The organism is Campylobacter subantarcticus LMG 24377 (genome assembly GCF_000816305.1).
GTDB lineage: Bacteria > Campylobacterota > Campylobacteria > Campylobacterales > Campylobacteraceae > Campylobacter_D > Campylobacter_D subantarcticus.
Genome location: NZ_CP007773.1, coordinates 443,626 through 457,431 on the forward strand (window position 1 = coordinate 443,626; position 13,806 = coordinate 457,431).

8 protein-coding genes, 2 tRNA genes, 2 rRNA genes and 1 pseudogene are annotated in these 13,806 nt (G+C 34.8%); 9 read left to right on the forward strand and 4 right to left on the reverse strand.

Translation table 11 applies throughout. The annotated features are described in order from the left end of the window. Positions 1-51 precede the first annotated feature (51 nt). The 3 genes from CSUB8523_RS02360 to putP form a co-directional block, all read right to left on the reverse strand. Positions 52-1,422 (reverse strand): hemolysin family protein, encoded by a 1,371-nt coding sequence (locus CSUB8523_RS02360; protein ID WP_043019498.1) that lies wholly within the window; start codon positions 1,420-1,422, stop codon positions 52-54. Positions 1,423-1,501: 79 nt separating this feature from the next. Beyond that, entirely contained in the window at positions 1,502-2,482 is a 981-nt protein-coding gene (locus CSUB8523_RS02365) for a putative transporter (RefSeq protein WP_039663074.1), read from the reverse strand. Between the two features lies 1 nt (position 2,483). Beyond that, complete coding sequence (gene putP / locus CSUB8523_RS02370; RefSeq protein WP_043019499.1) at positions 2,484-3,962, reverse strand: sodium/proline symporter PutP; 1,479 nt, start codon at positions 3,960-3,962, stop codon at positions 2,484-2,486. A 141-nt stretch (positions 3,963-4,103) separates the two neighbouring features. On the opposite strand from putP, the gene CSUB8523_RS02375 reads away from it, so the two are divergent. Further along, positions 4,104-5,309, forward strand: a complete 1,206-nt coding sequence (locus tag CSUB8523_RS02375) for a saccharopine dehydrogenase family protein (protein WP_043019500.1) — start codon at positions 4,104-4,106, stop codon at positions 5,307-5,309. A gap of 38 nt (positions 5,310-5,347) precedes the next feature. Then, positions 5,348-6,019: a molybdate ABC transporter permease subunit gene (gene modB, locus CSUB8523_RS02380; protein ID WP_039663080.1), complete on the forward strand. Its 672-nt coding sequence runs from the start codon at positions 5,348-5,350 to the stop codon at positions 6,017-6,019. 89 nt (positions 6,020-6,108) lie between these two features. Here the strand turns inward: modB and CSUB8523_RS02385 are convergent. Then, positions 6,109-6,314 (reverse strand): annotated as a pseudogene (locus CSUB8523_RS02385) (transcriptional regulator). Between the two features lie 172 nt (positions 6,315-6,486). Between CSUB8523_RS02385 and CSUB8523_RS02390 the strand changes: the two are divergent. The 7 genes from CSUB8523_RS02390 to CSUB8523_RS02420 all read left to right on the forward strand — a co-directional run bounded on the left by CSUB8523_RS02390 (position 6,487) and on the right by CSUB8523_RS02420 (position 13,666). Continuing rightward, positions 6,487-6,984, forward strand: coding sequence for a hypothetical protein (locus CSUB8523_RS02390; protein WP_052242973.1), 498 nt, complete (start codon positions 6,487-6,489; stop codon positions 6,982-6,984). Continuing rightward, positions 6,981-7,292 (forward strand): hypothetical protein, encoded by a 312-nt coding sequence (locus CSUB8523_RS02395; protein WP_039663082.1) that lies wholly within the window; start codon positions 6,981-6,983, stop codon positions 7,290-7,292. The genes CSUB8523_RS02390 and CSUB8523_RS02395 overlap by 4 nt, the downstream gene beginning before the upstream one ends. Before the next feature lie 192 nt (positions 7,293-7,484). Continuing rightward, on the forward strand, positions 7,485-7,766 hold the full coding sequence (locus CSUB8523_RS02400; RefSeq protein WP_039663084.1) for a hypothetical protein: 282 nt from the start codon (positions 7,485-7,487) through the stop codon (positions 7,764-7,766). Positions 7,767-8,506: 740 nt separating this feature from the next. Then, positions 8,507-10,020, forward strand: a 16S ribosomal RNA gene (locus tag CSUB8523_RS02405). Positions 10,021-10,113: 93 nt separating this feature from the next. Next, a tRNA-Ala gene (locus CSUB8523_RS02410) sits at positions 10,114-10,189 on the forward strand. Between the two features lie 8 nt (positions 10,190-10,197). Further along, positions 10,198-10,274 (forward strand) — tRNA-Ile (locus tag CSUB8523_RS02415). A 484-nt stretch (positions 10,275-10,758) separates the two neighbouring features. Further along, positions 10,759-13,666 (forward strand): 23S ribosomal RNA (locus CSUB8523_RS02420). The 16S and 23S rRNA genes sit together here with 2 tRNA genes alongside, the layout of an rRNA operon. The last annotated feature ends 140 nt before the right edge of the window (positions 13,667-13,806 follow it).

A 13,806-nucleotide genomic window follows, 5' to 3' on the forward strand; every position in this document is an offset into this window, starting at 1 on the left:
ATAAGTTTGAATAAGTGCGTGAGAAAATTATATTAGAATGAAGAAGAGTTTTTACTCTTCCTCTTCAGTGCTTTTACGTACTACTTTGATACGTTCTATACTATTGCCATCCATTTTTTTAACTTCATAGTGGCAAAATTCATCTTCTATTCTATCTCCAACTACTGGAAGACGACCAAGAAGATTAAATACATATCCACCTATAGTAACTTGCTCTAAATCTTCATCATAACGTATATTGAGCAATTCTTCAACTTCGCTAATTTCATATCTTCCTTGAAATTCATAAATATTTTCTGCAAGTTTTTTAAAGTGTGGACTAGAATCATCATGTTCATCATTGATATCACCAACAATCTCCTCCATGATATCTTCCATGGTTAAAAGACCTGCTGTTCCACCGTATTCATCAACAACTAACGCAGTGTGTACTTGCTCTTTATTCATCATAAAAAGAACTTTTGAAATACTAATGTTTTCTGGAACCAAGATCATTTTGATCAAGAAATCATCTAGTTTTTTCTTGTTTTTACTTAGTTCATTTTGCATAATATCTCTAATGTGTACCATACCTAAAATAATATCTTTTGATCCATCTATGTATGGAAAACGAGTATGCTTGTGTTGACAGACAATTTGCATATTTTCTTCATAACTTTTTTGCTTATTAAGACATATCATATCTTTTCTTGGAGTCATGATTTCTTTTGCAACAGTGTCTGAAAAATCAACTGCATTGCGAATGATTTCTGTTTCAAATTCATCCAATACGCCGCCTTTTTGACTTTCACTTGCGATGAATTTAATTTCTTCTTCAGAGTGACTTAATTCATGTTCTTTTGCAGGTTTGATACCAATGATTTTTAAAGAATTAGCCGCTAAGAAGTCGAATGTCTTTATAAATGGCAAGAAAAGTAACCAGAATAAGTGTAAAGGTCTTGCTATCCATAGTACGGCTTTATCTGCAATAGTGATTGCAATACTTTTTGGTACAAGCTCGCCTAATACAACATGCAGTAAAGTGATAATAGCAAATGCAATGATAAATGCAATGGTATGCGTTAACGTGGAACTTAAACCTAAATTTACCAAAGGCACTTCAAGAAGTTTGGCAATAGCGGGTTCACCTATCCAACCAAGAGCAAGAGAACTTAACGTGATACCAAGCTGACATGCACTTAGATAAGTGTCAAGTTTAGAGGTAACTTCTAAAGCTTTTTTAGCATTGCGTTTTTTTTCTTTTATCATTTCTTCTAGTTTTGATCTACGAACTTTGACAATAGCAAATTCAGAAAGAACAAAGAAGCCGTTTAAAAGCACTAATGCTAGTGCAACAAGAATCATAAAAGCAGAATAGCCTACATCAATTGACACAACTGTAGGTAATGTTTGATTTAAGTCTAAAGATTGACTGGGGTCCAAAAAAACTCCTTTAATAAAATTTTTCGCAAAATTATATCAAATCAAAACTATAAAATTAGCTTAAAATAAACGGTATATTTTAAATTAATTTATTTTTTCTATATTCTATATTTTTTTCAAATTCATCTAAACGTTTATAAATACTACGTAACTGAGTTATGGTAGTCCAGTTGGTGATGAAAATGCTAAATGAAGATCTAACTTGATCAAAGGCATTTCCAACTTGTATGATAATTCCAAGTTGTATAAGACCTAAAAATAAGCTTGGAGCCATGATTAAAAAAGGCACTATAACCATAAATTGTTCAAATAAATATAGCCACACATTAAAATATCCATAGTGTAAAAATAATCTTTTATAATTAACTTTAAGTCCAGTAAATAAACTCAAGATGCTTTCGTCGCTAGCATAATTTTTTCTATCATCTTCTGCAAATACTAGTTCTTTTCTAAAGGCAGCTTCTGCTTTTTGATTATTATATTCAAGCCCAGGGAGCTTAATACCAACAAACCATGACACAATAAGCCCTCCTAAAGATACTAAAAAAGCTATCCATACTAAAGAACCACTGATATCTTTTAAGATAGGTAGATGGACATGTGCACTTAGCATCCATAAAATAGGCACAAAAGCAATCAAAGTCATTATAGCTTTAACAAAAGCCAATCCTAAGCTTTCTATAATTTTTGAGAAATTGTAAATATCTTCTTGAATTCTTTGTGAGCTACCTTCTATGTTATCATCTTTTTTTTGCCAAAATTTGATATAATCAAAAGTCATTGCTTCGCGCCATTTAAAGGCGTAAATGCTACCAAAATATTGCGTGATGGTTGCAATGAAAACATAAGGCAAAGCTAAATATAAAAACTGCTTAATAAAATAATAAAAATCGTTAATATTGTGATTTTTGGCATCTTGTAAAACATCATAAAAATCTTTATACCATTCATTAATAGCAACATTAATAGAAGTTTGCGCAAGTAAAGAGGCTAATAAAAAAAACAAACCTATATAAGCCCACAATGCCCATTTTTTGGAGTAAAAAAAAGATCTAAACATTTTAGATTTCTTTTAGCATTTTTTCATAGTGACAGACACTCTGTTTACTTGCTTTAAAAATAGTGCTAAAGATTACAATAAAACAGCTCGCAACTAAAAATCCAGGAATGATTTCATAAACTGCTATGAAATTTGAGCCAAAATGTTTATATAATATAACAGTTAAAGCCCCACTAATCATACCCGCTATAGCACCTTCTTTGCTCATGTTTTTGTAAAATAGTGCAAATAAAATAACACTTCCAAAACTAGCTCCAAAACCCGCCCATGCATATGAAACAATACCTAAAATTTGACTTTGTGTATCAAGCGAAAGCACAAAGGCTACACAAGCAACAACCAAAACACCCATGCGAGAGAATAAGGTAATGTTTTTATCGCTTGTTTTTCTTTTTAAAATTTGTGTGTAAAAATCTTGCACTAAAGTAGATGCACACACTAGCAGTTGAGAACTAGCTGTGCTCATAATGGCGGCCAAAATAGCACTGAGTAAAATTCCTGCTACCCAAGGATTAAAAAGCACTTGAGACATTACGATAAATATTCTTTCAGGGTCATTTAGATTAAGGTTAAACTTTGCTATATAAGCAATACCTAAAAAACCTATCATTGCAGCTCCTGCTAAGGATATTACCATCCAGGTTATCCCAATGAAAGTTGCAGTAGGAATTTCTTTTACATTTTTTATAGAGATAAAACGAATTAATATATGAGGTTGGCCAAAATATCCAAGCCCCCATGCTAGAGTTGAAACTACCACTAACCAACCACCACCATCTAGTCCAAAGGCTTGTGGCTTAACATCATGTATAGTAGAAAATGCTTCGCCAAAACCACCTAGTTCAAAAATCATCACAAAAGGAATGATTACCAAAGAACCCATCATTAAAAGCCCTTGTATCATATCAGTCCAGCAAACAGCTTTATATCCTCCTAAAAAAGTATATAAAACAATCACTAAAAATCCAATACTTAGAGCATAAAGATAAGGCAAATTAAATACACTTTCAAAAAGTTTAGCACCGCTTACTAATCCAGCGCTAATATAAATTGTAAAAAACACTAAAATCACGATCGAACATACACTTCTTAAGATATGTTTGTTATCATGAAAACGACTTTCAAAGAAATCAGGTATTGTAATGCAGTCTTTGGTAATTTGTGAGAAGATTTTTAGTCTTTTAGCGATAAAGGTCCAATTTAAAAACATTCCAAAAGTCAAGCCTATAGCAATGTATATTTGTCCAAGACCAGCTGCATATAATGCACCAGGAAAGGCCATTAATAGCCAACTACTCATATCAGAAGCACCAGCGCTTAAAGCTGAAACAACAGGTCCCATAGAGGCATTTCCGACAAAATAATCTTTGCTATTTTGATTTTTTTTGTAAAAATAAAAACCTATAAAAAGCATTAAAAATGCATAGGTAATAAAAGTAATAATAATAGGATAAGATAGTTCTACACTTTGTAAATTCATAAGTATCCTTAAAGAATTTAAAAAAGCATCATTTTACTTGTTTTATTTTAAAAAAAGATTATAAAAAGATTTTTATAATTGAATTTCAATGCTTTATAAAGTTTTTTTGCTACAATTTTCAAAAAAAATTGAGGAAGGCTAATGAAAAATCTTTTAATTATAGGTGCAGGTGGTGTAAGTCGCGTTGCAACTGTAAAATGCGCAATGAGTAGCGATGTTTTTAGTAAAATAACTCTAGCAAGTAGAACTAAAAGCAAGTGTGATGAAATAGCTGCATTTATCAAAGAACGCTTAGGTGTAGAAATTCACACCGAGCAAATTGATGCAGATGATACTGCCGCTGTGGTTGAGCTTATCAAAAAAACAAAGGCTGAAATTTTACTAAATGTGGCTTTACCTTATCAAGACTTAACTTTAATGGATGCGTGTATTCAAACTAATATTCATTATGTAGATACCGCAAATTATGAACACCCTGATTTAGCTAAATTTGAATACAGAGAACAATGGGCAAAAAACGAAAAATTTAAGGAAGCAGGAATTTTAGGGCTATTAGGTAGTGGATTTGATCCTGGTGTGACCAATGTTTTTTGTGCTTATGCGCAGCAAAATTTATTTGATGAAATTCACTATATTGATATATTAGATTGTAATGCAGGGGATCATGGTTATGCGTTTGCAACTAATTTCAATCCTGAAATCAACTTAAGAGAAGTTTCAGCAAAAGGGCGTTATTGGCAAGAAGGTAAGTGGATAGAAACTGAGCCTATGGAAATAAAAATGGAGTGGGATTATCCTGAAGTAGGAGTTAAAGATAGCTATTTGCTTTATCATGAAGAACTTGAAAGTCTAGTGAAAAATATTAAGGGTTTAAAAAGAATTAGATTTTTTATGACTTTTGGGCAAAGTTATTTAACTCATATGAAATGTCTTGAAAATGTTGGTATGCTGGGCATTAAACCTGTTATGCATCAAGGCAAAGAAATAATACCAATAGAATTTTTAAAAACCTTACTTCCTGATCCTGCTAGTTTAGGACCTCGTACTAAGGGTTATACAAACATAGGTTGTGTAATACGTGGTGTAAAAGATGGAAAAGATAAACAAGTATATATTTATAATGTTTGTAATCATGAAGAATGCTTTAAAGAAACTGGTGCGCAAGCTGTGAGTTACACCACCGGAGTTCCTGCAATGATAGGCACAAAGTTAATTGCGAAAGGATTTTGGCAAGGTAAAGGCGTATTTAATATGGAAGAATTTGACGCTAAGCCTTTTATGGATGAGTTAAACACTCAAGGACTCCCTTGGAAGATCATTGAAATGCAGCCAACTTTAGGAAAATAATCTTAAGCCTTTTTTGGCTTGAGAACGAAGCTTTGACAATGCTACAACTATTTCAAAATATTGATTGGACTCCTTTTTTAGTTTCAATTAAGCTTTCTATTATTACCTGTGTTATTTTATTTTGTTTTTGTGTGCCGCTTGCTTGGATTTTTGCTTTTAAACACTTTAGAACAAAAAAAATTTTAGAAACAATTATAACTTTACCTTTGGTTTTACCACCATCTGTTGTTGGTTTTTACTTGTTGATTTTATTTTCAAAATATTCTTTTTTAGGTGAATTTTTAGAAAAGCATTTTGATATTGCTTTGGCTTTTACTTTCGAGGGATTGGTTATAGCAAGTTGTATTTACTCACTACCTTTTATGTTTAATCCTTTATATACTTCCATGACATTAATTTCGAAAAATGTTATTGAAGCGAGTTTTTCTTTAGGAAAAAATTCTCTAATAACTCTTTTTAAAGTGGTTTTACCTCATATTAAGCTAGCTATGTTAAGTGCATTGGTTATAAGTTTTGCACATACTATGGGTGAGTTTGGCATAGTATTAATGATAGGTGGTTCTTTAAGTGGAGAAACAAAAGTAGCTAGTATTGCTATATATGAAAGTATGGAAAATTTAGATTTTGCCACAGCCCATATTTATAGTCTCATACTTTTAATTTTTAGTTTTATTGTTTTATTAAGTGTGAATTTATTAAAAAATAAATAACAAAGACTTATTTTGTTGCGTAATAAAATATAGATAATAATTAAGAATATCAATCATTGAAAATAAATTATGTTAATAATTATAAATGCCTATTTAAATTTTTCTATTTCTTCTAAAATTTCGTCTTCAATGTTCAGTAAATTTTCATATGTTTTTTATGATATTCTAAAAGACTATTATATTTAAAACCAAGCATTACTATGCGATATAAATTTGGTTTATATTTTCTCCAATTATATAAAGTGCTAACATCAATATCTAATTCATATGCCGTATCTCGCTTTGTTTTCTTCAAACTTATATCCTTAAATTGCAAAAAATAAATTGTATAAAGTTTTTTCTTTATTAAAAATAATAGAAATATTCAATAAAAAATAATAAAATAATTGAAATATTAAATATATATTAAGTTATGTTGTAAAATAATTCAAAATCAAATTATGAAAATTAAAATAAAAAGGATTAAAATGGTTGGTTTAGATTTGTATTATTCAATAGAGAACAAACTTCCAAGAAAATATCATTGGTTTACAAATTGGTACATAAAATTTGAAAAACCTAAAATTTCTAATGAAGAATTAAAATTGAAGTTTGAAAAACTAAATAATACACAATTAAATGAAGTTGCGCTTAAATTATCAAATACAAAAATTTTAAATCCAACAAAGGTTTTTTGGCTTTATAATTTTATATTTGGTGCATTAGGCGTTGCTAGATTTGCTATAGGGCATTTTAAAATTGGTTTATTTAGACTTATATTTACAATAATAGCTATCGTTGTTTCGTTTTTCTTAAATATGAATCCTTATGATCCTTTAATAGGTTTATTATATATATTCTTTTACTATGGAGGTCATGGACTGTGGATAGCTGATTTGTTTATGGTTGGAGTAAGTCTTAGAAATCAAAATATAGAAAAAATTAATAATATTCTTGATGAAATTTTAGCAGAGGATAATGTGTGAATGCTGAAAATATAAAGCCTTTTATGGAAAGTAAAAAATATCCTTTTGAGATTATTTTTAAAGATGATTTATTTGAAGTAGCTATTGGAGAAGCATCAACAAATAAAAATGAAATTTCAATAGGTATTAAAACATTAACCAAGAATTTTTCTTATAATAAAAATTCTTGTTATTTTATTTTCCCATCTCATTTTGGAATTGAATTCTTAAAAATTTTTATTGGCGAAAATAATAAATATAATCATAAAATTTTAAATGCTATAGAACAAATAAGGAGTTTTAATGAAAATAATAAAAATATTAATTAGCATAATGTTTGTTTTTTCTTTAGTGCTTGTTATGATACAACACCAAAATGTGATGATAAAGTAGCATTAAAACTTTTAGAAGAATTAACTAAGGAAAAATTTGAAAGTATCTATGTAGAAAGTTTAAATCTTACTGGAGTTGGAAATTTTGGTGTAAATACAAATGAATTAGCAAATAAATATAAAGAATATTTGAAAAATGTCAAAGTTGATTTTTTAAATTTCAGAACTCAAGAAGAAAATGTTAAATATAAATATAAACATTGCCAAGTAGACATTAAGGCAAATTTCCCAAATACACCTGATGAGATAAAAGCACCTTCTAATTTATTAAAAAATTTATTAGGACGAGAACTAAAAGATAAATATAAAATTATTGTTAATGGAAATGGTATGGAAGAGTTAAGTTTATATTATAGAGTGCAGCTTAGTGATGATAATAAACATGTTAATGTTGAATTGTTAGATTATTGATTAATATTTTATATGTATATTTACAAGGATTAATAAGTTTTATTAATCCTTATTAAGCATTTCGTGATTGTTGAATTTATATACTACTCTAATACTTACAATAAAATACAACACTTCATCTATATAGGACAAAAATAATTTTTACACTAAAGGCTTTATAAGCCTTTAGTGTATTTTTCTTGTTATTATAACTACCACATATTATAAACCATCAATATTTATATATATATATATATTCTATTCTCCAACCTTTCTACGCCATAATACACACCTATAAAACCTATTCTATCTTTTCTCAATAACCCCCCCCCCTTTTTTTTTTAAACACACTTTACTTCATACACTCTATATTAATACATTTTAGTTCTTTTATATTCTTTTATATCTATTATTCTATATTTATAAATTCTCCTTTCTCTTTCTATAAATTTCTTTTTTACTTTCATTTTCTTTTTTCATTTAATAAAATTTTAAGCTTTTGTTGCTATAATTTCATTTCCTTTTTAAATGAAAGGGTTTTAAAAAAAGCTAAGATTTTTCGTCTTAATTTTTTAGTATTTGTTCTTTAAATTATTAATATTGTTAATCAAATCTTATAGTCAATCTTTGAAATCTAAATAAGTGATCGATTGAGCCAGAGATTTACTTTAATGTAAATCTTCAATTAAAATAAAAGATTATTTTTTAATCTTTAAAATACTTTTTCTTTGAAGAAAAAGATTAAACTTATCCAATTATTTTTTATGGAGAGTTTGATCCTGGCTCAGAGTGAACGCTGGCGGCGTGCCTAATACATGCAAGTCGAACGATGAAGCTTTTAGCTTGCTAGAAGTGGATTAGTGGCGCACGGGTGAGTAAGGTATAGTTAATCTGCCCTACACAAGAGGACAACAGTTGGAAACGACTGCTAATACTCTATACTCCTGCTTAACACAAGTTGAGTAGGGAAAGTTTTTTCGGTGTAGGATGAGACTATATAGTATCAGCTAGTTGGTGAGGTAATGGCTCACCAAGGCTATGACGCTTAACTGGTCTGAGAGGATGATCAGTCACACTGGAACTGAGACACGGTCCAGACTCCTACGGGAGGCAGCAGTAGGGAATATTGCGCAATGGGGGAAACCCTGACGCAGCAACGCCGCGTGGAGGATGACACTTTTCGGAGCGTAAACTCCTTTTCTTAGGGAAGAATTCTGACGGTACCTAAGGAATAAGCACCGGCTAACTCCGTGCCAGCAGCCGCGGTAATACGGAGGGTGCAAGCGTTACTCGGAATCACTGGGCGTAAAGGGCGCGTAGGCGGATTATCAAGTCTCTTGTGAAATCCAACGGCTTAACCGTTGAACTGCTTGGGAAACTGGTAGTCTAGAGTGAGGGAGAGGCAGATGGAATTGGTGGTGTAGGGGTAAAATCCGTAGATATCACCAAGAATACCCATTGCGAAGGCGATCTGCTGGAACTTAACTGACGCTAAGGCGCGAAAGCGTGGGGAGCAAACAGGATTAGATACCCTGGTAGTCCACGCCCTAAACGATGTACACTAGTTGTTGGGGTGCTAGTCATCTCAGTAATGCAGCTAACGCATTAAGTGTACCGCCTGGGGAGTACGGTCGCAAGATTAAAACTCAAAGGAATAGACGGGGACCCGCACAAGCGGTGGAGCATGTGGTTTAATTCGAAGATACGCGAAGAACCTTACCTGGGCTTGATATCCTAAGAACCTTATAGAGATATGAGGGTGCTAGCTTGCTAGAACTTAGAGACAGGTGCTGCACGGCTGTCGTCAGCTCGTGTCGTGAGATGTTGGGTTAAGTCCCGCAACGAGCGCAACCCACGTATTTAGTTGCTAACGGTTCGGCCGAGCACTCTAAATAGACTGCCTTCGTAAGGAGGAGGAAGGTGTGGACGACGTCAAGTCATCATGGCCCTTATGCCCAGGGCGACACACGTGCTACAATGGCATATACAATGAGACGCAATACCGCGAGGTGGAGCAAATCTATAAAATATGTCCCAGTTCGGATTGTTCTCTGCAACTCGAGAGCATGAAGCCGGAATCGCTAGTAATCGTAGATCAGCCATGCTACGGTGAATACGTTCCCGGGTCTTGTACTCACCGCCCGTCACACCATGGGAGTTGATTTCACTCGAAGCCGGAATACTAAACTAGTTACCGTCCACAGTGGAATCAGCGACTGGGGTGAAGTCGTAACAAGGTAACCGTAGGAGAACCTGCGGTTGGATCACCTCCTTTCTAGAGTACAAACTGATAAGTCTCACAACTATCAGTTCATATAAACTCAATCATCCTTGTTTAGATTTCAAAGATTGATGAAAAGCTAATTTTGGGGAATTAGCTCAGCTGGGAGAGCGCCTGCTTTGCACGCAGGAGGTCAGCGGTTCGATCCCGCTATTCTCCACCATTTATTAAGGGCCTATAGCTCAGCTGGTTAGAGTGCACCCCTGATAAGGGTGAGGTCACAAGTTCAAGTCTTGTTAGGCCCACCATAAAAAGATTTGTTTATCAATCATAAATAAAGTTTTAAAACTTAAAGTAAGTATATAGCTAAATAAAATAAGAATATAAAGCATTTTACTTTATTTATTATATTTTTAAATTATTTAAACTCTTGATATATACTTCCTTTAGGTTTTAAGACCTATATAAATAAAACATAAACATATGATTTATTTTTTATGATAATTATTTAAAATATTTTATTGGTTATTGTTTATTTAACGTTATTTGAATTATCATTGTTAAGAGTCACAAGCAAGTTTTAATAAAAACAATTTTACAGGACTTGTTAAAGGATAAAACCTAACTATCTTTTCTTTAGCTTTTAGTTAAAGACAAGTTTTAAACTCACAGCTTATTAGACTAATGTTTTTTAGTTTTGTTAAGTGTTTAAATGCTTTCCGTCTTAAGATAGTAAAGTCTTATCATAAAAACTTTAACAAGGAAGTGATGCGTTTTAGAATGAATTTAAAAAGGTAAGCTATTAAGAGCGAATGGTGGATGCCTTGGCTGGTAAAGGCGATGAAGGACGTACTAGACTGCGATAAGCTACGGGGAGCTGTCAAGAAGCTTTGATCCGTAGATTTCCGAATGGGGCAACCCAGTATATAGAGATATATACTACCATAATGGAGCGAACGTAGGGAATTGAAACATCTTAGTACCTACAGGAAAAGAAATCAATAGAGATTGCGTCAGTAGCGGCGAGCGAAAGCGCAAGAGGGCAAACCCAGTGCTTGCACTGGGGGTTGTAGGACTGCAATGTGCAATAGGTAAGGTTAGTAGAACACTCTGGAAAGTGTAGCCATAGAGGGTGATAGTCCCGTATACGAAAACCAAACCTTAGCTAGCAGTATCCTGAGTAGGGCGGGGCACGAGGAATCCTGTCTGAAGCTGGGTCGACCACGATCCAACCCTAAATACTACTACCAGACCGATAGTGCACAAGTACCGTGAGGGAAAGGTGAAAAGAACTGAGGTGATCAGAGTGAAATAGAACCTGAAACCATTTGCTTACAATCATTCAGAGCACTATGTAGCAATACAGTGTGATGGACTGCCTTTTGCATAATGAGCCTGCGAGTTGTGGTGTCTGGCAAGGTTAAGCACACGCGAAGCCGTAGCGAAAGCGAGTCTGAATAGGGCGCTTAAGTCAGATGCTGCAGACCCGAAACGAAGTGATCTATCCATGAGCAAGTTGAAGCTAGTGTAAGAACTAGTGGAGGACTGAACCGATAGGCGTTGAAAAGCCCCCGGATGACTTGTGGATAGGGGTGAAAGGCCAATCAAACTTCGTGATAGCTGGTTCTCTCCGAAATATATTTAGGTATAGCGTTGTGTCGTAGTATAAGGGGGTAGAGCACTGAATGGGCTAGGGCATACACCAATGTACCAAACCCTATCAAACTCCGAATACCTTATATGTAATCACAGCAGTCAGGCGGCGAGTGATAAAATCCGTCGTCAAGAGGGAAACAACCCAGACTACCAGCTAAGGTCCCTAAATCTTACTTAAGTGGAAAACGATGTGAAGTTACTTAAACAACCAGGAGGTTGGCTTAGAAGCAGCCATCCTTTAAAGAAAGCGTAATAGCTCACTGGTCTAGTGATTTTGCGCGGAAAATATAACGGGGCTAAAGTAAGTACCGAAGCTGTAGACTTGATTTTATCAAGTGGTAGGAGAGCGTTCTATTTGCGCCGAAGGTATACCGGTAAGGAGTGCTGGAGCGAATAGAAGTGAGCATGCAGGCATGAGTAGCGATAATTAATGTGAGAATCATTAACGCCGTAAACCCAAGGTTTCCTACGCGATGCTCGTCATCGTAGGGTTAGTCGGGTCCTAAGTCGAGTCCGAAAGGGGTAGACGATGGCAAATTGGTTAATATTCCAATACCAACATTAGTGTGCGATGGAAGGACGCTTAGGGCTAAGCAAGCTAGCGGATGGAAGTGCTAGTCTAAGGTAGTAGGAGGTTATATAGGCAAATCCGTATAACAATACTCTAAGAACTGAAAGGCTCTTCAAAGTCTTCGGACAGCGAGGAGAATTGCTGATGCCGTCGAGCCAAGAAAAGTTTCTAAGTTTAGCTAATGTTGCCCGTACCGTAAACCGACACAGGTGGGTGGGATGAGTATTCTAAGGCGCGTGGAAGAACTCTCTTTAAGGAACTCTGCAAAATAGCACCGTATCTTCGGTATAAGGTGTGGTTCGCTTCGTATTAGGATTTACTCCGAAAGCGAAGAAACTTACAACAAAGAGTCCCTCCCGACTGTTTACCAAAAACACAGCACTCTGCTAACTCGTAAGAGGATGTATAGGGTGTGACGCCTGCCCGGTGCTCGAAGGTTAATTGATGGGGTTAGCATTAGCGAAGCTCTTGATCGAAGCCCGAGTAAACGGCGGCCGTAACTATAACGGTCCTAAGGTAGCGAAATTCCTTGTCGGTTAAATACCGACCTGCATGAATGGCGTAACGAGATGGGAGCTGTCTCAAAGAGGGATCCAGTGAAATTGTAGTGGAGGTGAAAATTCCTCCTACCCGCGGCAAGACGGAAAGACCCCGTGGACCTTTACTACAGCTTGACACTGCTATTTGGATAAGAATGTGCAGGATAGGTGGGAGGCTTTGAGTAATAGACGCCAGTTTATTATGAGCCGTTGTTGAGATACCACTCTTTCTTATTTGGGTAGCTAACCAGCTTGAGTTATCCTCAAGTGGGACAATGTCTGGTGGGTAGTTTGACTGGGGCGGTCGCCTCCCAAATAATAACGGAGGCTTACAAAGGTTGGCTCAGAACGGTTGGAAATCGTTCGTAGAGTATAAAGGTATAAGCCAGCTTAACTGCAAGACATACAAGTCAAGCAGAGACGAAAGTCGGTCTTAGTGATCCGGTGGTTCTGTGTGGAAGGGCCATCGCTCAAAGGATAAAAGGTACCCCGGGGATAACAGGCTGATCTCCCCCAAGAGCTCACATCGACGGGGAGGTTTGGCACCTCGATGTCGGCTCATCGCATCCTGGGGCTGGAGCAGGTCCCAAGGGTATGGCTGTTCGCCATTTAAAGCGGTACGCGAGCTGGGTTCAGAACGTCGTGAGACAGTTCGGTCCCTATCTGCCGTGGGCGTAAGAAGATTGAAGAGATTTGACCCTAGTACGAGAGGACCGGGTTGAACAAACCACTGGTGTAGCTGTTGTTCTGCCAAGAGCATCGCAGCGTAGCTAAGTTTGGAACGGATAAACGCTGAAAGCATCTAAGCGTGAAGCCAACTCTAAGATGAATCTTCTCTAAGCTCTCTAGAAGACTACTAGTTTGATAGGCTGGGTGTGTAATGGATGAAAGTCCTTTAGCTGACCAGTACTAATAGAGCGTTTGGCTTATCTTATTTAAGCATCACTTCCTTGTTAAGGTTTTTAATAAAGCTTTGAATATTTTTATATGAAATGTTTGTATAAAAATTATATTTTTAGTTTATAAAATCTTACAAGTAAAGTTTATATTAGAACTTGCTCTTAACATTGTTTT